The 22,623-nt window shown below is 41.3% G+C and carries 12 protein-coding genes; 5 read left to right on the forward strand and 7 right to left on the reverse strand.

Translation table 11 applies throughout. The features are described from left to right. Positions 1-506: 506 nt before the first annotated feature. The 7 genes from Q7J63_RS12785 to glgP form a co-directional block, all read right to left on the reverse strand. A complete protein-coding gene (locus Q7J63_RS12785) occupies positions 507-5,876 on the reverse strand; it encodes an ATP-binding sensor histidine kinase (protein WP_304886641.1) in 5,370 nt (1,789 codons plus the stop codon). 2 nt (positions 5,877-5,878) lie between these two features. Beyond that, positions 5,879-6,730 (reverse strand): cyclopropane-fatty-acyl-phospholipid synthase family protein, encoded by an 852-nt coding sequence (locus tag Q7J63_RS12790; RefSeq protein ID WP_304886643.1) that lies wholly within the window; start codon positions 6,728-6,730, stop codon positions 5,879-5,881. 11 nt (positions 6,731-6,741) lie between these two features. Continuing rightward, positions 6,742-8,139, reverse strand: coding sequence for an oxygenase MpaB family protein (locus Q7J63_RS12795; protein WP_304886645.1), 1,398 nt, complete (start codon positions 8,137-8,139; stop codon positions 6,742-6,744). 234 nt (positions 8,140-8,373) lie between these two features. Beyond that, complete coding sequence (locus tag Q7J63_RS12800) at positions 8,374-8,763, reverse strand: response regulator (protein ID WP_026333757.1); 390 nt, start codon at positions 8,761-8,763, stop codon at positions 8,374-8,376. 981 nt (positions 8,764-9,744) lie between these two features. Continuing rightward, positions 9,745-11,235, reverse strand: a complete 1,491-nt coding sequence (locus Q7J63_RS12805; protein WP_304886647.1) for a RagB/SusD family nutrient uptake outer membrane protein — start codon at positions 11,233-11,235, stop codon at positions 9,745-9,747. 12 nt (positions 11,236-11,247) lie between these two features. Next, on the reverse strand, positions 11,248-14,397 hold the full coding sequence (locus tag Q7J63_RS12810; RefSeq protein WP_304886649.1) for a TonB-dependent receptor: 3,150 nt from the start codon (positions 14,395-14,397) through the stop codon (positions 11,248-11,250). A gap of 835 nt (positions 14,398-15,232) precedes the next feature. Further along, complete coding sequence (glgP, locus tag Q7J63_RS12815; RefSeq protein WP_304886651.1) at positions 15,233-16,888, reverse strand: alpha-glucan family phosphorylase; 1,656 nt, start codon at positions 16,886-16,888, stop codon at positions 15,233-15,235. A gap of 395 nt (positions 16,889-17,283) precedes the next feature. Between glgP and Q7J63_RS12820 the strand changes: the two genes are divergently transcribed. The 5 genes from Q7J63_RS12820 (at position 17,284) to Q7J63_RS12840 (ending at position 22,387) form a co-directional block, all read left to right on the forward strand. Continuing rightward, positions 17,284-17,901: a hypothetical protein gene (locus Q7J63_RS12820; protein ID WP_304886653.1), complete on the forward strand. Its 618-nt coding sequence runs from the start codon at positions 17,284-17,286 to the stop codon at positions 17,899-17,901. Beyond that, positions 17,901-18,701, forward strand: coding sequence for an ion transporter (locus tag Q7J63_RS12825; protein WP_304886655.1), 801 nt, complete (start codon positions 17,901-17,903; stop codon positions 18,699-18,701). The genes Q7J63_RS12820 and Q7J63_RS12825 overlap by 1 nt, the downstream gene beginning before the upstream one ends. Before the next feature lie 349 nt (positions 18,702-19,050). Beyond that, positions 19,051-20,085 carry a RelA/SpoT domain-containing protein gene (locus Q7J63_RS12830; RefSeq protein WP_304886656.1) on the forward strand — a complete coding sequence of 345 codons (1,035 nt, stop codon included), beginning with the start codon at positions 19,051-19,053 and terminating at the stop codon, positions 20,083-20,085. Between the two features lie 247 nt (positions 20,086-20,332). Then, positions 20,333-21,394: a hypothetical protein gene (locus Q7J63_RS12835; RefSeq protein WP_304886658.1), complete on the forward strand. Its 1,062-nt coding sequence runs from the start codon at positions 20,333-20,335 to the stop codon at positions 21,392-21,394. Between the two features lie 168 nt (positions 21,395-21,562). After that, entirely contained in the window at positions 21,563-22,387 is an 825-nt protein-coding gene (locus tag Q7J63_RS12840) for a hypothetical protein (protein ID WP_304886660.1), read from the forward strand. Positions 22,388-22,623: the final 236 nt, after the last annotated feature.

Consider the following 22,623-nt stretch of genomic DNA (forward strand, 5'->3'; position numbering starts at 1 on the left):
GAATTGCAAATTCGAAGGATAGAAAGGCGTAGTGGAAACTACGCCTAGCGCACTGGGTGTAGTTTTTACTACACCCAAATATCGGTGGCTTCACCATGGAAAACTTCACGCAATTAGCCATTTCCAATGGCTAAGGCAAAAATGAATAACGGATTCAATTGAACGGTCTTACGACTCGAATTGCAAATTCGAAGGATAGGAAGGTGTAGTCGAAACTACACCTAGCGTACTGGGTGTAGTTTCGACTAATCCCAAATATTGGTGATTTACCAATGGAAAGCTTCTCGCAATTAGCCATTTCCAATGGCTAAGGCAAAAATGAATACCGGATTAAATTGAACGTTCTTGCTACTCGAATTGCAAATTCGAAGGATAGAAAGGCGTAGTCGAAACTACGCCTAGCCCCAGAAGGAGTAGTGGAGACTGCACCTAGCACGGTGTAGTTTCTACTACAACCCAAATATCGGTCGCTTCGCTATGGAAAGCTTAAATCAATTAGATTATCCTTACCTAACCGGCAAATCAATGATAAATGTACTTCCCTTCCCAAACGTTGATTCGACCTTCAAATCTCCTCCTTGGGCTTTCACGATGTCGTAGCTCAGGGACAATCCCAAACCGGTACCTTGGCCGGTGGGTTTGGTGGTGAAAAAGGGTTGGAAGATCTTGTCCTTGATGTCCTCGGGAATGCCGGGTCCATTGTCGGAAATTGCAATCCGGATGGTATTTCCAAGGTTCTTGGTACTCACGGTGACCATCGGCTTGGAAGCCTCCGTAGCAGGCAGAATCAAACTTTCCCCAACCGCAATCTCTGTGGGGCTTTTTTGACCGCAGGCGTAAAAAGCATTGTTGATGATGTTCAACAGCAGCCTTCCAAAATCCTGCGGCACAACTTTTATTTTTGGCAAACTCGGATCAAAATCAGTCTGAAAGTTTAACTGGACCGACTTGTCCTTGGCCAGAAGACCATGGTAAGCCAATCGCAGGTATTCATCCGCAAGGGCATTGATGTCCGTCAGCACCTTTTCTCCGGTTCGGGTGCGGCTGTGTTCCAGCATTCCCTTGACGATGGCTCCGGCACGATTGCCATGATGGTTGATTTTCTTCAGGTTTTGGATCAGGTCAATGGCAATTTCCTTGGCTTCCGCCCATTTGCCTTTGTCTATCTCTTCATTCATTTCCTCCGCCAACTCGGCGCTTACCTCACTGAAATTGTTGACAAAGTTCAGTGGATTTTGGATTTCATGGGCAATGCCTGCTGTGAGTTCTCCGAGGGAAGCCATTTTTTCGGATTGGATAAGTTTGGATTGGGCGGATTTCAGGTCTGCATAGGCTTTCTCGATCTCCTTGGTCCGTTCGAGGACTTTCTCTTCCAGGTTTCCGTAAAGAATCGCATTTTCGATGGAAATGCCGATTTGGCCCAGCAGCATCTTTAAAATCTCGATCCTGTTTTTGTTGAAAACGCCTTTGATCAGGGTATTTTCAAAATAAAGCATCCCGATCATTTTGCCTACGGCAAAAATCGGAAGACACATCACCGACGATAGCTTGTTTTCCTGAATATAAACATCTGAACCAAAGCGTGGCTCGCGCAAGGCATCGTCCACAACAATATTTTCTTCCGTTCGCCAGCAATAGTTCAGGATGGATTCAGGAAGGGTCTTCAATTCGGATAGGGGCACCGAAGGTAAAATATCGATCCGCTCCGATCCGGAGATCCCGATGGCTTCGACACAGAGTCGATTATCTTTGATCCTCAACAAACACCCTCTTTCCGCTCCGGCATTTTCAATGGTGATGTGCATCAGTTTCTTGAGCAAATCTTCGTATTTCACCTGGCTGGCGATGCTTTGTGAAGCTTTCAAGACAGAGGCAAGGTCCAATGCTGTTTTACTGGAACTGCCAGTCGTCTGGAAACCGATCGCCCTCCCTTCTAATTCCTCAGGAAGTGATCTTGATTTCAACAATTCAGGATAAGAGACTTCCAATTGCAAGCATTTTGCGTGTGCGCCCCATCGTGCATAGACATCCCAGGCTTCCTCCATATAGTTCCTGCTTTGTTTGCCCATTTGGTTTTTTGCAGCAAGTATTGCCGCCCTTTCATTGGCAATGGCCTCCACATGGGTAAACTTATTTTGGGCTGCCATTTGTATAGATCGCTCGTAGGATAGCTGCGCTTTCCCAAATTGATTGGCCATTGCATACCCTTCTGCCTCGAGCAATTGGGCATGCTGACCGAAATTTTCGGGACAACCGGTTTCCCAGTGCTTCATGTCTTTCAGGTATTTTTTGAAAACCTTCAATTGCTGTTTTTGCTCCACCTCATCCAACTCCTCGTAACAAGCAGCGATGGAAAGGGCCGTATAAAAAGCATGTGAAAACTCCTGCAAATCCCCCAGAAAATTGTCTGCATATTCAGCCACCACCTGGCTTTCGGCAAGGGCTTCCCGGTATTTCCCCTGACAATACAGTAAGGTACAATGGGCGGAGTGAAAGAAGGAGAGTTTGGTTTTGTTCCCCTCATTCTGCAGCCGATTCAAGGTTTCAGCGCCGGAAAAGGAGTCATCATCCCAACTGTCGGCGTAAGTCTGCCCATTCATCGCCTTGGCAAACTGGTAGAAGCATTCGAAAAAATCCAAACCACCTTTGACATGTTTGATGAGGTTCTTATGGTCTTCGGATTTGTCCAAAATCTCCTTCAGGTTTTCACCTGCGGCCACCATGGACCTGGTGTACAAGGCGATGGTGTAGCTGGTGAATATCTGGTCTCCATTCAGCACGCAAGCCTTGATGGTTTCCATGATGGAATTGTGGCCTTCCCGAATCGGTCTTCGCCAGTGATTGTGAAAACAGAGAACGGTGTAATTCAGGCGCCATTTGATAAGCGGAGACTTGGTCCGGTGATGCAATTTTATGGTGATGTCCCAGAGATTGAACCCTTTTTTTTGCATTTTCAGGGCAGAAAGGACCACCACGGAAAACCCCGAAAACCCCCAACCGCTGGCATCCGTGAAGCCCATCTTGATGTAATATTTGATAATCTTGAAAATCACGAGCATCATCAAATTTTGATCCTGCTGATAGGCACTGGTAGCCAGGTCGATCAGGAATTTGTTGAGTGCGATGATTTCTTCATCCGTACATTCCTTGAGGTGAAAAAGGCTTTCAGGATTTTTGTATTTGGTGGAAAACAGAAAGAGATACTTCGCCATCGTCACCATGGCTTGGATTTGGATCGCTTTTTTGTTTTTTGGAAAATGGATGTTGTACAATTTCGCAGCTTCCAAGCCAAGGCGCAGGGATTCGGAAGTATTCCCGATTTTGAGATAGAGGGAAGAGTGGATGTAATAGACCTTTAGCTTTTCGAAGTTGGTCTTTGATTTTCTCAAAATCTCCCTGAAGTATACCTCCGCTTGATCCGGATTGTTGTTCAGGTATTCACATTCTCCCAATTCAATCCACACATTGTAGGTCAATGCATGGTTTTCTGACCATGCATCGCTGCCAAGCAGGTTTTTGGCTAGGCTCAAAAAATTGACCGCCAGGTTGTAGGAGGTGGAATCTTTGGCTTTTTTCCCGGCAACCCAACAGAGTTCCGCAATTTTCAGCTTTTCGTCTCTGGATTCAATGAGGTGCGCACTCAAAACAAAGTGATTCATCACCTCAAAAATATCATCATTCAATTGGGTACGGTCGCGGCTTTGCAGGAGCAGGCGGCCGATTTTGAGATGTAGGAAGATTCGCTCGGAGGCAGAAATCAGGTTGTAGGCGGCCTGCTGAACTTTATCATGGGTGAATTTGAATTGAAAGTTTTTGTACTCAAGATTGTTTTCGATTTCATTCTCGACTTGCAGGGATTTCAAGGCGAGTGCCCGGTAATTCGTGTCCGTAGAATTGATGAAACCACCCTTGATGGCTGGCTTCAAGTCGGCAAAGACCTTGACTTCGGACTTGCCGATCATATTGGAGAGATCCGAAAAATTGAAGGTATTTCCCAACACGGCGGCATATTGCAACACCTCTCGTGTGAAAGTGGGGAGTTCGGCCAAACCCTCAGTCATCAGGTCAATCACATTGTCCGTATATCCAAGATTGTTGATCTCCATTTGGTCCCAAACCCAGTTTTTTTCAGGGTCCTTTTTCACCAATTTTTTGTCAAAAAGGGATTTCAAAAAGCTGTGGATAAAAAAAGGATTTCCCTTGGTCTTGGTGAATACCTGCTGTCCCAATTCCTCGGCCTGATCTTTTTTCATCCCAAAGGAATCTGCTGCAATCTGGATGGTAGTTTCCAGGTTCAAAGGTCGTAGGTAAATGGATTTCACAAAACCATTGACTTCTGAAATTTGATTGAGGGTAATGAGGAGCGGATGGCCCTGCTCGACCTCATTGTCTCGATAGGAACCCATGATCAGAATGCTGTCCCTGCGCGGATTTTCAATAATCCTTTTGACCAAGTTTAGGGATGGCAAATCGGCCCACTGAAGATCGTCGAGAAAAATGACCAATGGACTTTCGGCTGTACTGAAGATATAGATAAAATCCAGCAGCACCATGTTGAACCTCGATTCCTGCTCCGCCGGCTGAAGCTTCACAACTGGTGGCTGCTTGTCGATGATCCTGGCTAGCTGGGGAATGACCTCGATGATCAGTGCGGCATTCTCCCCCAGCACCTGAGATATCCTTTGTTTCCACTCCCGGATTTTCTCTTCAGGCTCTGCAAGGAGGTTTTGGATAAATTCTCTGATCGCCTCGATAAAGGCTGAATATGGGATTTCCTTATTGAACTGATCGAATTTCCCACTGATAAATGTCCCTCGGTTTTGGATAATCGGAAACTTGATGTGCCGGATCAGCGCGGATTTCCCCACACCGGAATACCCCGCCACCAAGACCAGCATCGATTTCACCTGCTGCAAGCGGTCGTAGTGGCCCAACAATTCCTTGATTTCATTCTCCCTCCCATACAATTTCTGGCTTTGTTGGTATTGTTCGGAGATGTCGGCAGCTCCCGCCTTGAAGTCGATGAGGGGTTCTTTGGAATTGTAGTGCTTTTTCAAGATTTGCAAATCGGCCTTGAGACCGGCAGCACTTTGGTAGCGTTCGTCAGGATTCTTCTCCAATAATTTCGCCACCACCTGATCAAAACCCTTGGGCAAATCCGGTAAAGCCGAAGCCAAGGGAAGCGGTTTTCTGGACAGGTGAAAATGAATGACCTCAAGCGGATCGATCGAATCGAATGGCGTTTTGCCCGCCAGCAATTCGTACAGCAGGATCCCCATGGAATAAAAATCCGAGCTATGGGTCACCGAATATGCTGTCCTTCCCGTTTGTTCGGGCGAAATATAATTGAGGGTTCCCTCTATCCTATCGATGTTTAGGATCTCCTTTTTCTCCGAATGAAGATTGGAAGAAATCCCAAAATCGAGCAATTTTAGACTTCCGTCTCGGCTTACCATGACATTCCCAGGATTGATATCCTTGTGGATGACGCCTTGCAGGTGCAAATAGTGAAGGATGTCCGCGAGTTGGATGGCAAAATCCAAGACTTCATTGTAGGTCAATTTATTCTTGAAAATCACGTTTCTGAGATCCATCCCCTCTACATACCCCTGGACGAGAGCGGCGGATTTGCCATCATATAAAAAATCAAAAACCAAAGGCAAGCCTTTATGGCTGAGTCCTTTCAAGATATGGTATTCGTGCCCGAGTTGTGAAATCCTCAAAAAATCCGTTTTAGATGAATCGGATTTTTTAATAATCACCTTCCTGTCGTCAGCAATGCGATTGGCCAGAATAATCTCATTCAGTTCATTTTTCACAAGTGATTTAATGACCAAATAATCTTTGTAGAGGCTGTTTTGCGCTGACGGATTCATGATTAACTTTTCTTTAAAGAGAGAATTCCATAGAACCAAAGGTTGTTTTCAAGGGCCTCGTACTGTTTGATCGAGCTGTAATGGTTCCCATGGTTGATGTTGTTGCGAAGGCCGATTTTTTTGAGGAATGTCCCGAATTTCCAAAGCTTGCTCGACATCGAATGCAAATGCCTGAGCGAGGGCTTGGTGAATTGGGTGACGTCTTCTGCCTTGAATTCCACAAATCCACATTCCTGGGCATGACTTTGATGTTCCTGAATGGTGTCGATGTCGTGGATCGACCAGCCATTGAGCCATGCATGCAGCAGTTTCTCTCCCTCAGGGGCCAATGGTCTTTCGGTCCTGAAATAATCCGCGCAAACCAATCGACCACCGGGCTTCAACAAGCGAAACGCCTCTTTGTAGAAATTCACCTTTTCGCTTGCATGGCACATGCTTTCGCAAGCCCAAATCACGGAAAACGATTCATCTTCAAAATCGGTGAGGGTATAGTCTTGTTCGGAAAACGTCACCCGGTGAGCGACTCCGTTTTTCAAGGCGTTCTTCTTTGCCTTTTTTACCTGATGGGGTACCAGCGTGATCCCAGAAACCTGGACATCATAGTTTTCGGCCAACCAAACCGAACTTCCACCTTGACCGCAACCTGCATCCAGAATGATGTCTCCATCCTTCACCTCACCCTTCTGCGCCAAGACTTTGTTTAGGTTTAAGAGGGCTTCATCGTGGGTTTTTACTTCTTGGTCATAATAACCGAAATGGACGGATCTGTTTTTTTTCCCAAACCATAAAATCCTGTAATCCAACTGGGTAGCATCGTAATAATTTACAATTGATTTTCTGTATTCCCTATCCATTTATCTTATTTTCAAGTTAATGACCAAATTTCCTTCAGGTTTTCCGGAATCCTGAACCCGGATTGCTTTCCTTTTCTAAAATGAAGCGACAATATCCCCACCATAATACCCCCGAATTTTTTCATGGATTCCAAAATCATATCCTCTTCGAGTTTTTCCACTGGTTTTCCTGTGGTCTTATGATGAAGAATATTGTGCAAAAAATCAATGTGGTGATCGATCAGGTGTTTTTTGTCGGGTGAGCCTCCAAACAATCCCTTGATCCAAAGGATGAGTTTTTGGATAAATCCCAATTTTGGTTTTGCATCGGGTTTGTCTTTTAGGATGTCTTCCCTTTTTTCTTTGATGGTAGAATAATACGCCCCTAGGTGCTTGTGAAAATGTCCCCTCAAAACTTCCTCATGCTGCGCTCTTTCCTGATGTGTTTCGGGTTTTGCGAAAATCTCCGGATAATCCCTACGGTAGGTCGGTCCTAACATCCTTTCAAAACAATCCGGGAATTGTTCGTCAGCCAAAAGTTTTCTCATCATGAGTAGGATCAGCGGCGTAGGCAAATGGAAATGGTGCAGGGTCTTGACCAAGGCTTCGGTTAGGAGAATCCCTGCCACGGTTTCATCCTTGAACAAATGGCAGTACACTTTGTGCTGCAAGTCCCATGCATCCGCTACATTTTCGGTAATCAAATCCTCCTGAACACCCATTATTTTACCGATGGTTTTCCAGGTGTGGAACCAGGCCTCCTGTTCTTCCTGGGTCAACTCCTCCCCCATCATGGCCATTCCCTTAAAAAATTCAAGAGAAAAAACCTGGTTGGTGGCAATGAGATCTTCCTGGCTGATCGGATTTCCCCAGACAGGATTCCATTTCTCTCCATCTCTGCTATTCAGGAGGGCATGCCGCATGGCCGAATGCATGATCCTGATTTTCAGCGCGGTCAAAACCCCCCGCTTGTGGGGTTTCCACCAATCCTTGTCCATCACGTCAAAAACGAATTGAGCGGTTTCAAAAATCCGGCGTTCTGGATGCTCCGTGAGCAATTTTGTCATCTTAAGAACATTGGCGGGTTTTTCGGCCATGTAGGTATAGGGCAAGGCCCTGAAAAATAGAATGAAGATGAAATTCATCCCGTGTTTTTTCCAGATATGATGCGTCTGTTCAAACATCTTGATGTCATGCGGGGTAAAAGCAAGCGTTAACTCGCTCTTGACAAGATCCTGCATGGGCTGGGGATACGCACTGGAAATGGCACTGTCATTTTCTGCCATTTGGATCAACATTTCCCGCAAATGATTCATCGAATGGGATTCAAAAACCGCCTGTACCGCATCGTCTGCAGGTTGGTCCATCACCTTCCGCAAGGACTCCAAATCAATTCCATTCCATTCAAATTCCGTAGAGTTGTTTTCCATTTCCTTTCCTATTTAAATATCAGATTCATTTAAGGCCATCAATGCATTCGACGTATATCCATAAGGTATTTAGACCCCATTCTTTTTCCTTTTCATGTACCATTTAACACTGTTTAAAACCAACATTGCAAAATGAAAAGCCTATTTTCGAAATAGGCTTGGGTGATCGACAGTGGTCTCTTTCTCTTTGGAATTTTCAGGTAGGAATCGGTCCATTGTATCTCTCATTGGGAATCAAGCGTCTAGATTTGAACTTATCACTGCATTCAATTCTGATTTCAGGCTATCAAAATCGATGGGTTTGGTGAAAAACTGTTTGGCTCCGGATTTGATCGCCCGGTTGTAATTATCGCTGTCGCCATAGGCCGAGATCATGCTCACCTTGATTTGGGGATACCGGGATTTGACGATATCCAAAAGTTCGAGCCCAGACATTCCTGGCATATTGATATCCGAAAAAATGTACATGACTTCCGGAGGTTTTTTGCTGTCCAGCATTTCCAATGCTTCCATTGCCGAAAAGGCGAATTCCAGCTCAATGGACCCACTGCGGATTTCCTTTCGGAGTTTTTGCCGAAATAACATTTCCACATCCCTTTCATCGTCAACGATTAAGAATTTCATGCTGCTGTTTTTTGAATCAGTGTTTTGGTCCGGTTGCGTCCAATGTTCCATGAATCGATCTCAAAAATCCAGGATTAAGGCATTTGAGGAACTCAACCCAGCATCCGACTTCTATTTTTTGAGATGCTCAAAGGCTTCTTATTTACCCCTTTTATTTGCGCTATCTTATAGGTAGCTGAACATTTGTGTACGACCTGCCAATACGGTATTTAAGTTCACTTATTTAAGTATATAAAGCAATTTTTAGGGTAAAAATTATTGGTAAATCCCCGTTAAACCCATTTTACACATTGCCAATCCCATTCCCGACGGAATTTCTTAATAAGCAGGCTTTGCATTCAGTCTTTGACTTCACCATATCGGTACGCTTCCTTTTACTTCAATATTCTGATTTTCTGGCCGATTCAAGCCTTATTACGATATGGATTGCCTATTCCGGGTAAAAATTCTTTTTGAATGGGGAGTGAGTTCCACTTTGGGTTGGAATAGGGCGTCAAACCATATCTTAACTTTTCTTAACTCGATTTGACATCCACTTTACCCAAATTTAATAGGTAGAAAGACATACCCTTCACAACGCCTCCACCCTTCAACCACGCATTTATTGTTCGCTACCCTTAAATGTCTATCCATTCCCATGAGAAGACTTCCGGGATTTATGTAAAAGCCCTGACATCTTCAAAACCAATGGTAAAACTGAATCCTGGTTAAAATAAATTTTCTTCCTTTTCGAATCACAATTTCAAAGGGTAAAACGGCATAGTAAACCTAAAAATTTTCATATCATGTGACTATTCCTTCCTCCGTAGCACCTCATGTTCATCCAATATTTCATCTTTTGGAGCAAAACTGCACCATCCTGTGCAAACAAAGATTTTACGGTCTTCAATTGGGAACAAAAATTAAAAAAAGCCAGCTCAAAATAAATTTGAACTGGCCTGATTTTTTATTTAAAATGTAACTTAGATATAAGTGTAAACCTTAATCAGGGTTTTGAACCATCTTTTCGTTTGCATTCAATTCCGAAATTGGGATTTTGAACTGCCAATTGTTGGTATTTGCTGGCTCCTCGAATTTACCGTTGATGACAGTAGAAACATGGTTTGCACCAGTTCTATCCAAAGGTAAATTCAAACGCTTCAAATCATAGAATCTGAATCCTTCGCCCCAAAGCTCAATTCTTCTTTGTATCATGATTTCATTGATTAGCGCCTCATCAACATTTGTTGATTTGGTATATTCACTATCCCTAGCAGACGCTAAATCAAAAAGAACATCTTGTGCAGGACCATTTTGACCTGCTCTTGCCAGCGCTTCTGCTTCAATCAAATACATCTCAGCAGCTCTCATGTAAGGAACGTCACCTACAGATGATGCGCCACCTTGAGCAATAAACTTTCTGTTCATATAATCTCTTTTTGAGAAGTTAGATGCCGTGACTTCATCAATAAATGGATCTCTCAATGCAGGTTTGGATGCATTGGGATCCCATAAACCTTTTCTTGCATCAGAATCAGAAATCTGGTTATAAAGCAAGCTGTTGATTGCTTTAGGATTCCCCCTGATATTGGTAGAGTTAAAGTTTACTGAAAGGTATGCAAAGAAAGAAGCAAAGAAAGTCTGCTGATCATCCTGCTGCTTGCTCCCCCAAATCCATTCCGGATTGCCCACATTATTGAATCCTTCAAACAACTGCGCTTGAGACATCAAAGGATATCCATCCCTAGCCAGTTTTGCTTGCTGAGCAGCAACGGTATAATTGCCTTGGGTCATTGCTACCCTTGATTTAATCCCGTAAGCCACATTGATGTTTAAGTGAGATTTCGCTACCCTGTTGGTTCCAAGTAGTGCTATCGCAGCATCAATATCGGTATTGATTTGTGTATAAACTTCAGCAACGGTATTTCTTGCTCCACCTACTATAATTGGTTCCAGCACAATTGGCACACCTAATTGTGTATTTGCGCCTCCAGCTTCAAAACGCTTTGCGAACAATTGAACGAGCTGCCAGTGCGCCCAAGCTCTGTATGCCAAAGCTTGACCTTTGATCTCATTTTTGTCAGTTTGTGGGCCTTCTGCATCGTCAATATTGGCAATAATCATATTTGCATTTCCGATGATCGCATAATAGAATCTCCAAACGAAGCGGACATCACCACTATTTTCGTTCACATGGTTTAACCATCTGGAATAGGATATAAACCAACCGTTACCTTGGGTAGTCATTACCATATCATCCCCAAGAACGTCACTCGCCATCATTACACCACCCTCACCTGGCTGGCCCTGGCTATCCCAACGAAGATACATGGCTCTATGAATACCATTCAAGGCCGTTCTTGCATTTTGGGTATTTGTAAATACCAACGCTTCGGATACTGCATCAGTAGGTAGCGTATCCAAATAATCTTCCGCGCATCCAAAATTCAGGAATGCGGCCAATAGGAATATTTTACTTAAAATTTTCTTCATGATCTTTATCAATTAAAGGTTCAGATTTACGCCTAAGGTAAATGTTCTGGCGGGGGTATAAACGTTCCCAGTAGTGCCGGCAAATGAACCAGAAACATACATTCCACTTCTAGCAGACCACCAACCGAGGTTTTCACCAGCTAGGTAAACTGTTGCTGATTTCATTTTTAATTTAGTCAACAAAGGCTTTGGCACATTGTAGGATAAATTCACCGAGCGCAAATTGAGGTAAGAGGAAGATACCAACCATCTGTCAGAAGCAACATCTGTTTGAGCAGCTCCAGTTACATCCATTTTTGGAACATCCGTTAATTGACCCGGCTGTTGCCATCTATTCAATAAATCAACGTGGGATGCTCTTCCATTAGGGTCAGCACTCATCAAACTTGCATAAGCACCATCGTAGATTTTACCTCCAATAGAATAACTTAATAAGACATTTAAAGAGAATGCTTTGTATCTGAATGTATTTCCAATTCCACCAAATAGCTTAGGAATTGAGTTTCCATTGAAGTGGAATCTCGCATTTTGGAATCTTGTTGTCAGGGTATCCGCACCAATTATTTTGATATTTGCATCATCTGCATCAAAAGCATCTGCTCTATATAGCCCTTCACCAGTTTCTGGATCTACTCCATACCAATCTCTCAACCAGAAGTCATAGATACCTTTCCCAACAACAAGTTTTTTGGTACCCGTGATTTGCTCTTCGAAAGGAAGTTCTTTGAACTCATTTTTGTAAGATGAAGCGTTGAAGTTCGCATTCCAACTGAAATCGCCTTTTCTCATTACTTCACCTTGAATATTGAATTCAAATCCCTGATTAGCCATAGTACCAATGTTTTGGTTCACACTTGTCAAACCTGTAGTCAAGGACAAAGGTACCGAGAATAACAAATTGCGTGATTCTCTGCTGAAGAATTCCAAAGTACCAGTAAATCTTCTGCCAAAGGCAAAGTCAATACCCAAATCATAGGTAGCATTCGTTTCCCACTCTAGCTGTCTCGCAGATAGGGATGCTTGTAGAATACCTGGTTCTCCTGCGTTATTGTTGCCTAAATTATATAATGCTTGATAGGGATAATAATCTTGATTGTTACCAGACAAAATTCTGTTATTCCCAACTTCACCATAAGAAGCTCTCAATTTCAACATTTGAAAAAAATCAGAACTGAAGAATTCTTCTTTGTCAATATTCCATGCGCCACCTACTGAGAAGAAAGTCCCCCATCTTGATTCAGGAGCGAATCTGGAAGAACCATCACTTCTCAAAGAAGCTGAGAATGAATATTTATCATCATACACATAATTTACCCGAGAGAAGTAAGATTCGATACGGTCTCTATCCACTCTACCGGTTGCACTACTGATCGTAACAAAATTGTCTAATTCGGTATTACCCGCTAATATCTGATCTTGCTTAGATATTGCCTGTACTGAATACGTGTAGTCATAATTCTCGTGACCTGCCAATGCTTCCACAAAGTGTTTGTCATTGAAAGTGTTGGTGTAAGTCAAGAGTTGATTGACTGTATATGAATTTGTCCTCTGGTTTGATCTCCTTGACCTACCAGCAGGTGCACCATCACCAACGATCGTATTGTCATAACCAATGCTTAGCAATTGCGTGAAATCGTTGGAAGCGTTCACTCTGAAATTGAAATTTTTCAAGAAAGTAGCTTCAACATAGAATCTTGAAGAAACAGCATCTCTGTCAAACAAATCATCATTCAATAAGGTCTCCTGCACTACATGTCTTCCTGGGAATGAACCTGAACCTCTATTTGGTAATCCAAATTGAGTCAAGTCACCCGTATCGAAAATTCTGTTTCCATCAGCATCAAGGATAAACCCTCCAGTCTGCATATTTTGGGCATACACAGGATAGATGGGCCCCACTGAGCGAGCGGTAAAGAATGGATTCACAAAAGAGGAGCCACCATCCGCACGTGCGTTATTGCCATCACTCATGGTGGCTGATAAGTTGACTCCCGTTTTCAGCCAATCTGTAGCTTGTGTATTGATATTGATACGACCTGTAAATCGCTCAAAATCAGATTTCTGAATGTATCCATCTTCTTTCAAGTAATTGATGGAAGTATAGAAATCCGTTCTATCAGAAGCACCTGAATAAGTCATGTTGTATTCACTTCTGATACCGGTGCGCTCGATTTCGTCCCACCAATTCAGGCCTTCAAAATTATTTACTGCGTTTGGATTCAATCTTCCATCTGCACCTACAATTTGATTATTTGGTACATTATAAATATTATAACCCAATACGTTAATCAATTCATTGGAGGCAAACTGAGATGCTGCTCCGGGTTCGATACCCTGACCTATTTGGGAGTTCCTCAAAGCTTCCCACTGAAGTGGATAGTATTGATCCCCATTTACTCTGCTATATTCCGGCAATGCTCTTGAAGAAGTCCCTTGCTGACCTTTGAAGCTGAAGTTTGATTTACCTTTAGTACCTTTTTTGGTGGTGATCATAATCACACCATTTGCAGCCCTTGAACCATAAAGTGCCGAAGAAGATGCATCTTTCAATACTGTCATGTCGGCAATATCTTCAGGGTTTAAGTTTGACAAGTCACCGTCAAAAGGAACTCCATCTACTACATATAGTGGCGCTGATGATGAGTTAACTGAACCCACGCCCCGAATTCTGACAGCAGGTGTGGAACCTGGCTGACCGCTGGCTGATGTGGTAATAACCCCAGCTACCTGACCCTCAATCGCATTTATCACGTTATTGATAGGTCTATTTGCAATTTGATCGGGCTTCAAAGCTACGGCAGAACCAGTGAAATTGCCTTTATCTGCAGTTCCATAGGCAGTAATGATCACTTCTTCCAGATTTTGTGTATCAGGATTCAAATTAACATTAACAATAGAACGGTTACCCAAAGCCACTTGGGAGGGAGTATAACCTATAAAGCTGAACACAAGGGTGGCATTGGATCCTTGTACTGCGATGGAGTATTCTCCATCTAAATCTGTAATCACACCAGTAGTTGTTCCTTTCAAAACAACGTTGACCCCTGGCAATCCTTGTGGCTCCTCCTCTGATGTTACCTTTCCGGTTACGATTCGCGTTTGCGACCATGCCATTGAGATCGTGAAGAGCACTAAGACAAAACTTAGTAAACCTTTTCTCATAAATATGTGGAATTAATTGATTAAACAAGAACTGACCACTCGACCAATTCTTTAATAAGGTCTAAATATAAGAGGAGGTTTTAGAGATTTCACATTTTTTAAGATATAGGGAGAAAATTTAGGGTAATTTTATATAAATGGCATAAAATTTTTAAAAACCGGTTAATAATCTAACCCCTGTATAAATTTTAAATATTCAAACTGTTTCTCCTCATTTAAATCAGGTGTATTTATTGACTGGTGATTCATCAGATATACTAGGTAAATTACATTTATATCAAAAATATTATGCTCTTTTTAAGGCCTAAAAGCAGGGGAGCAAGAGCTCATTTCCAATGTTGTGTTTATTGTCCAGTGGACCCAATCCACTTCATACCGGGGAAGTTCTCCACTTCCAGTGGCAATCCTGATTTCAAATTTTTCATAGGACACCAGCTTTTAAAACAAAACTGAGTGGGCATTATCCGAAAGTCGAATGGCAGAGACACAGCCTGCCAAACCTGCACCCCTCATGATAAAATCAAACTGAAACTTGGAGGCTTATATTTCTGGATTGAGACTGGTAAAGTTCATAAAAAGAATTCCGGTTTCCGAAATGAAAAGCTGCATTAAACCCATTTTATACATTGCCAATCCCATTCCCGACGGAATTTCTTAATAAGCAGGCTTTGCATTCTGTCTTTGACTTCATCATATCGGTACGCTTCCTTTTACTTCAATATTCTGATTTTCTTGCTGCTTCAAGCCTTATTTCGATATGGAATGCCTATTCCGGGTAAAAATAAAAAAAGCCCAGACTGGCCGGGCTTTCGGAAAATTCAAAATTTTGTCTGATTTATAGGTACATCAACTCGTAATATTCTTTTGCCATCCGGTTACTTTCAAAATCAAAACGTACGTCGCGCATGCCTTCTTGGACCATCGCTCTCCATTTTGACTTGTTGTCATAGTACGTTGGGATGATCTGGTTTTCAAGGATATCATACATGTGGTCCAAATCCTCCTGATCCTGATCTTGGATGCCGAGATTTTTGTAGTCCACTTGTGGGATGATGAAACAATTCTCACCATGTTTGGCAAACTCACAAATCCATCCATCATAAGTGCTGAAGTTGACTGAACCATTCATAGACGCAGACATTCCGCTAGTACCGGAAGCCTCGCGGGGTACTCGCGGATTGTTCAACCAGATGTCTGAGGCTTGCTTCAGTCGTTTGCTGAGCGTCAGTTCATAATCTACGCATACGGCGACATTTTTGTAGTTTTTACTCAAATGAACCAGGTGATTGAATACACCTACTGCACCGTAGTCCATTGGATAGGGTTTTCCAGCCCAAATGATCTGGATCGGCCGATCTGCATTCCGCATCAAGGCATCGAATCTTCTCATGTCCCGAGCAATCAGATCTGGTCTTTTGTAGGCCGCAAACCTCCTTGCCCAAACAATTGTCAATACGTCTGGATCAAATAGTTTTCCGGTTTGATCTGCCACAATCTCAAAAGCCCGCTTTTTCAGATAGCGCTTGCGATCGTCAAATCCGAGTGGGTCTGCTGCTTCCGCAAATTGGAAAAGCTGCTTGTCCGCCCAATAATTCCAGTTTTGCGCATTGGTGATTGATTGGATTTTGGGGATGTTGTGATAGTGTCCCCACATGATCCGGCTCACCTCTCCATGAAGCTTGCTCACGCCATTGGCTTTTCTTGCAAACCGCAAAGCAGCCAAACTGTGGTTGAATTGATCGCCTCCTATGCCGGTCAGCGATTGTACCTCATCTATGGAATGTCCATAGAAGTAGCTCATTTTATCACAAAGTGTGAAGTCATGCTTCTCATTCCCTGCTTCTTCAGGAGTATGGGTAGTGAACACGAGTCGCTTCTGTACTTCTTCCTTGCTCCCAAATTTCTTCATCAGGTAGAAAACACTGCTCAATCCATGGGCTTCATTGAGATGATAGACCTCTGGATTAAAGTTCAACTCATCAATCAGTTTGGCACCTCCTATTCCTAGGATCATCATCTGGGCGATTTTGGCAGCGGTATCCGCATCATACAAGCGGTGCGTGATGGTCTGGCTGAGATAGTCATTTTCAGGAAGATCCGTACTCAAAAGGAAGAGTGGCGCACTATTGAAAGTCGTTGGAGGAAGATACCATGCTTTTACCCACACGGGCTGATTGTGCACAGGTACGGTAAACTTGATTCCGGTATCCACCAAAAAGCTATACGTTTTTTCATACCACTCGGCTTTCAGGGTTTGGTCCTGATTACGGCCTTGATCATAGTAGCCATACTTCCAAAGAATCCCGATGCCAATTAAGTTTTGCTTGAGTTCATAGGCACTTCGCAGATGGGAACCGGAAAGGAAGCCCAAGCCCCCACTGTAGATTTTGAGAGGTTGATGGATGGCAAATTCCATCGAGAAATACGCCACTGATTTTGAATATTCAGCCGCAGGTTCATAAGGAACTTTGTAGTTTCTAAAGTCGGTCATGGTTACAAGTTTTGAGTGCGAAAAGGTAGAACAAATGCTCAAAAAAGTCCCCATTATTTAATAAAAAGGATGCTGATCCTTTAATTTTTTCCATCCCTATGAAAAAGTCCCAAAGGACAAGCCCTGGAAGCAGCCGGAGGCACGGTCACCAAACCCAATAGCAGCTCAAATGAAATGAATTGGAAGAAACGGCGTGCCTCAAAATAAATGAAATATGGAATATACCCATTGGACAATCTGGATTTTCACCAAATAGATTAGTTTTATGGACCATGTTTTCCCTATATTGTAGAGAGAATACCTTAATGGGGTACTTTCTAGTGTATTGGGGGAAGAGAAATGTTACAAGAAAGCATTAAGAACGGCAGGGCATTTAAAAATTTAAAATCGACAATATGAGTGTTGGAAGACAATTTAAAAGAATTGGAGAAACTGGTGTAGCTTTAGGATTATGGGGTATAGTTATATGGCTATTTTCAAAACCTAAACGAATACTAATTATCTTACTAATCATATTTATAACAGTATTTTCAATCAGTTTAATGTTAGATGACACAGGAAAAACATTTTACGTGAATACTAATACTTTAGAACTTTTAGATAAGCCATTTGGTAATACAAAAATCACTCTGGAAATGAATGACTCCCTTACATTAATTAGTGAAATGAGTGATGATTGGTTGAAAGTAGCAGTCGGTGATGACACTTTGTTCTTTAAGGATAATTTTTATAATGATAGTGAATTAGGATACACATATAAAATTCAGAAAACTATTTTTTCAAAATGGAAAGCACTTCATGGACAAGAGGTTATATTAAATCATCCAGACGGTTACCTTGAAGCAGGTGGCTCAATGATGGAAAATGGTGATATAATAAAGGTTCTGGATTATTCTGAGTATGATAAACAAATTAAGTTTAAGAATACTGGAGGATCATTTACAAAAATATCAATAGATTATATTAAAATCAACTGGGAATCAATATTAAAAAAATACCCAAAACTTTTATAATGATAAAATTTAAAAAATCAATTTATAGACTTGTTGAAAAAGGTTCGCATGGCAAAAAAATCAACTTGATTTTTGACTATGTAATTATGAGCCTTATTGTACTGAGTATAATTTCAATAATCTTAGAATCAATAAAGGAAATAGGTTCTGATTTCAAAATATTTTTGGAATGGTTTGATATTTTTTCTGTGACTGTATTTTCAATTGAATATTTAATGAGACTTTATGTTTCAGACCTAACACATCCCACTAGTAATAAGTTTAAATCAGTTTTAAAGTTTGTTTTCTCAATAAATGGTTTAATAGATCTATTTGCAGTTCTTCCATTCTACCTTCCTTTGCTGATAAAGATTGATTTAAGATTTTTAAGAACTCTAAGATTAATTCGATTCATGAGAATATTGAAAATCAATAGATATACTAAATCATTAAATCTAATTTGGTCAGTACTTAAAGACAAAAAATCTGAATTAGCTGTTACTGGTTTTGTAACTCTTCTACTTCTTATTTTCGCGTCTTTTGTAATGTATAATATAGAAGGAGACAAACAACCTGATGCATTCCCTAATATTTTAGCTTCATTTTGGTGGGCAGTTGCAACTCTTACGACAGTTGGATATGGCGATGTATATCCTATAACAGGATTAGGTAAATTTATAAGCGGAGTAATTGCATTGATGGGTATTGGAGTAGTCGCTTTACCAACTGGAATTATAGGTTCAGGATTTATTGACAGATTAAAAAGTGATAAAAATGAAGAAGAACAAACATGTTCGTATTGTGGGAAAACGATTAAATAATAAATCCCAGCTTGTAGTCGAGTAGACGGCCCCGCTAGATCCCTCTGACGAGGTGGGTATAGTCTAGCTTACTTCATACTGGCATACAGGGACTTACCACTTGCTTTGATTCGAACCCTATCCTGTCAGAACGGGATTACCTCCGAACGTAAGGGATACCGAAAAATCGGTTAAGGCCCTTAATCCGATGGAACGCTCATTTAATTGAACTATATTCACCATTCAAGGTACACACATCACCTTGGATCCAGCGGGCGTAACCATGTAACTTAGAACATACGGCTAGGATAGCCCGCCGGCTCCAAGCTGAATCACGTCATGAGCAATTCTAAAAAACAGAGACATCAATATGGAATATAAAACATTTCCTGGAGGATCCAAAACAAAAGTAAATAAAGCCGGAGACAGTATAAAAAGCGATGTTGTCGACTTCGAACAATATGCAATTGTTGATGAATGGAGAGAAGCGCATCGGGCAGTTTTAAATACTTTTCAAGCTATTTTAAGAACTCGCACAAAAGGTTCTGGAATTATTGTTGCTCAGCGTCATAAAAGGCGAAATACAATTATTGATAAACTATTCCGATTTCCAGATATGGAATTGTCTCGAATGGATGATGTTGCCGGTTGTAGATTGATTTTTTCAAATACTGAGGACATGTATCGATTTAGAGAAAAACTCCATGCAGCAAGGTTTTCTCATAGAAGAAAAAATGATGTCGATAAATATGATTATATAAAAAATCCTAAAAGAACTGGTTATCGAGGAATTCATGACGTTTACAGCTACAATGTTAAATCAGAAGTTGGTAAGGGCTTACAAGGTCTTTTAATCGAAGTTCAATATAGAACTCTTATTCAACATGCATGGGCAACCGCAGTTGAAATTATAGGAATCATAACTGAAAATCAACCCAAATTCGAAAGAGGAGATAAGAGATATGAAAGAGCTATGGTTTTAGCCAGCGAAATTCTATCTAGAACGTTTGAAAATTCAACTGGTCCTTGTCCTGAATTAAATAATAAAGAATTAGTAAGTGAATTCATTTCTATTGATAGTGAAATACATTTAATTAGAACATTAAAAAGTCTGAACGCTGCGCCGAATACAAAAATCACAGAGAATAAAAATTCTATCTTGATATTTAGACCAGATGGTAGCTTAGAAGTTAAAGACTATCGTGATGCAACAGACGCTTTGAAAGAATTATTTAGATTAGAAAAAGAAAATCCGGAACTTGATATTGTTCTAGTTCGTGCAGATACTAGTTCGGAAGTTAGAATGGCTTTTAAAAATTATTTTACTGATGCCCAAGATTTTATAGACTCTATCGAAACTGGTTGTCATGAACTTTCAGGATTCGGTGCCCCAGAACTTCCCTAAGAACTCATCACAGTCAAGTAATTAAAAGCGAAATTCCACCCCTTCACCTCTCCCAGAACCGCATCCCGATTCTCAGGACAGGCTGTGAATCTCTCGATTCATACGGTGCTTATGATGCTTCGATTTTAGTCCGTTGGATTCACTTGTATCCCAATCCCCAATGATAGAACAGGTTTGGAAATGAAACTGGGCTTATTAAATTTGAATGGACAATACGAAAGTGATGATTTTAAACAAAACTGATAGAATGAAAAAAACAGTCCTTATTACTGCAATTTTATTTCTTCAATTCATGAATTCGGCAAATTCACAAACGATCGAATCATTGATACAGGAACTGCCTCCTTATTTTTCAGTTCTTACCACCTGGGGAGTAAGGCCGGAATGGGACGAAAAATCAGAAAATATTTATTTTTTAAATAAACTGGTTGGGGATGTTTTTAAGATCAATATCGCTACCCGTGAGGTATCTCATGTCACCGCTGGCTTTTATCATGGTGGCATTCATCGTGTGTTGTGCTTGTCCAATGGCGATCTACTTCTGGCAATGGGTTCAGCTATTTTTGATGCTGCCAACCCCGAAAAAGACAGACATGCTGGACTGGGATTATACGTCCTTACCAAAGACAAGCCCAATAGCCCTTACCCCTTGAATGTTTACTGTGACGAAGGTCCTGCCGTCTCAAAAAACACGATGAAAATCGCATGGACTATCGAAGGACAAAGGGAAATTAAAGCAGGGGAGATTAATTATGAAAAGGGTGTTCCTTACTTAAAAGATGTGGAAACGATTATATCCTATGCGGATTCATCAGAATATGTTAGACTGGAAACACAGGATTTTAGGCCACCATTAAACGAGGAACTGATTTATACCCATTATTGGGGTGATGAAAAAGACCAGTATTACAATTCTCAGGTTTTCGGATTTAACTTAAACACGAAGAAGACAACGAAATATACTGATTTACCGAAAAGCTACAATGAAGCGGAAGGCATTTTCCATGATGGAAATTACATGGTCATTGAAAGTGACCGTCATCAACCCATGGAAGAAAGAAACAAATACAAACTCGACATTTATAAACTAAAACTGGATGGCAGCGGGGAAGTCGAACGTTTGGCTGATTTTTCGACTCGGTATTTGAACTTGATCAAGTCAGACAATCCGGTGGTGAATAATAAAGGCAATAGGATTGCCCATCAGTTTGGTTTTCAGAAGGGCGCTGGAGATGGCAGAGGCATTTTCCTATTTGATTTGGACCTTTATGAAAAACATAAGAAGAAAACAAAATTTAAAAAGCCCTAAGGAAGAAGCCAAATGAAAAGGCCGATAACAGCCGTTTTGCAAAAGCGGGGCTGTTATCGGCCTTTTAAAAAAGTGAAGTGCTAAAAGCGCTCTGCTTCCAATGAAGTTTAGTCCAATACATCCACGCCAAATCGCAAATCTGCCAACCTTAATGCACAAGATAAACAGATGAAGGAAAATATCCATCTCGGGGGTTGGGAAGTTAATTTTAACGACAAGGAGGAATTAGAACATTTTATCCATCAACATCGGTTGAGTAAGAAAGATTTTGATGTTTTCACTAAAATCCAAAGTGGATTAGAGATGATTACAGAAAATGGAAAAATCATAGAAGTATTGAATCAACCAGGAAATGAAAGGGTTTTTGGGCCTTTGGAATTTAAAATCCCTAAATCAGAAGCGAACAAACTTTTTTGGCTGAAGCATTCAACCAATGGAAATCATCTACTAGGAGGCTTTCCTCCTAAAAATTTGAAAATATTATGTAATGAAACCTTCAAGCCTTTTTTTATTGGATCTATTGATTGTACTGATGATGAATTTAATTGGCTAGGGATGAATAGGTTCCCTATTTTTTATCCGCTGGATTTTTATTCGGAATCGGTTTACATAGACTACTCCCTTGAAGACAGGCCAGAAATTGTTAAAGAAGGTATTAAAGTTGAATTTGAGCCTAAACTATTTTTAAGTCAATTGAAATATGAAGTATCTGAAAATGTAAAGATTGAAGAACTTGAAAATGAACTAAACCCAATCCATCAGTGTGGAGTACCACTGTGGTACCAATATCCAGAGTTGCCAAGATGTCCAAAAACCGGAGATTTGATGAAGTTTGTTTGCTCCATTTCATCGGACAGGAATATTCAAATATTGAAAAAGGGGATTTGGGGCCTCAAGAAAACTGATGAATTTTTAAAATTTGGGGATATGGGAAAGCTATATGTTTTCTTTAATCCAAAATCAAGAATCGCATTCAAAACAATACAATTCTAAGATGCACACACATCCCCTTGGATACAGCGGGCAGAACCGAGTAAGTTTGAAGAGCAGCGCTCCAAGTTGGATTACATGATGCATGCCCAATTCCACTCCATCCTGAAATTGATTGATAAGCAATCCGTTTTTTACTGTTTTCGACTTCTCCGTTTGGTGATTCACCTTCCGAGTCATCCTGCCCTCCCTCTTAACATTTAATTTAGACCCAGAAAACCATTGGTTCCCCCTAAATC

It is taken from the genome of Rhodonellum sp. (assembly GCF_030656585.1).
Taxonomy (GTDB): Bacteria; Bacteroidota; Bacteroidia; order Cytophagales; family Cyclobacteriaceae; genus Rhodonellum; species Rhodonellum psychrophilum.

What these genes read in the sequence shown, in the direction of transcription:
- Q7J63_RS12785 (WP_304886641.1), bottom strand. Translation starts at nt 5,876, where the DNA reads ATGAATCCGTCAGCGCAAAACAGCCTCTACAAAGATTATTTGGTCATT.
- Q7J63_RS12790 (WP_304886643.1), bottom strand. Translation starts at nt 6,730, where the DNA reads ATGGATAGGGAATACAGAAAATCAATTGTAAATTATTACGATGCTACC.
- Q7J63_RS12795 (WP_304886645.1), bottom strand. Translation starts at nt 8,139, where the DNA reads ATGGAAAACAACTCTACGGAATTTGAATGGAATGGAATTGATTTGGAG.
- Q7J63_RS12800 (WP_026333757.1), bottom strand. Translation starts at nt 8,763, where the DNA reads ATGAAATTCTTAATCGTTGACGATGAAAGGGATGTGGAAATGTTATTT.
- Q7J63_RS12805 (WP_304886647.1), bottom strand. Translation starts at nt 11,235, where the DNA reads ATGAAGAAAATTTTAAGTAAAATATTCCTATTGGCCGCATTCCTGAAT.
- Q7J63_RS12810 (WP_304886649.1), bottom strand. Translation starts at nt 14,397, where the DNA reads ATGAGAAAAGGTTTACTAAGTTTTGTCTTAGTGCTCTTCACGATCTCA.
- glgP (WP_304886651.1), bottom strand. Translation starts at nt 16,888, where the DNA reads ATGACCGACTTTAGAAACTACAAAGTTCCTTATGAACCTGCGGCTGAA.
- Q7J63_RS12820 (WP_304886653.1), top strand. Translation starts at nt 17,284, where the DNA reads ATGAGTGTTGGAAGACAATTTAAAAGAATTGGAGAAACTGGTGTAGCT.
- Q7J63_RS12825 (WP_304886655.1), top strand. Translation starts at nt 17,901, where the DNA reads ATGATAAAATTTAAAAAATCAATTTATAGACTTGTTGAAAAAGGTTCG.
- Q7J63_RS12830 (WP_304886656.1), top strand. Translation starts at nt 19,051, where the DNA reads ATGGAATATAAAACATTTCCTGGAGGATCCAAAACAAAAGTAAATAAA.
- Q7J63_RS12835 (WP_304886658.1), top strand. Translation starts at nt 20,333, where the DNA reads ATGAAAAAAACAGTCCTTATTACTGCAATTTTATTTCTTCAATTCATG.
- Q7J63_RS12840 (WP_304886660.1), top strand. Translation starts at nt 21,563, where the DNA reads ATGAAGGAAAATATCCATCTCGGGGGTTGGGAAGTTAATTTTAACGAC.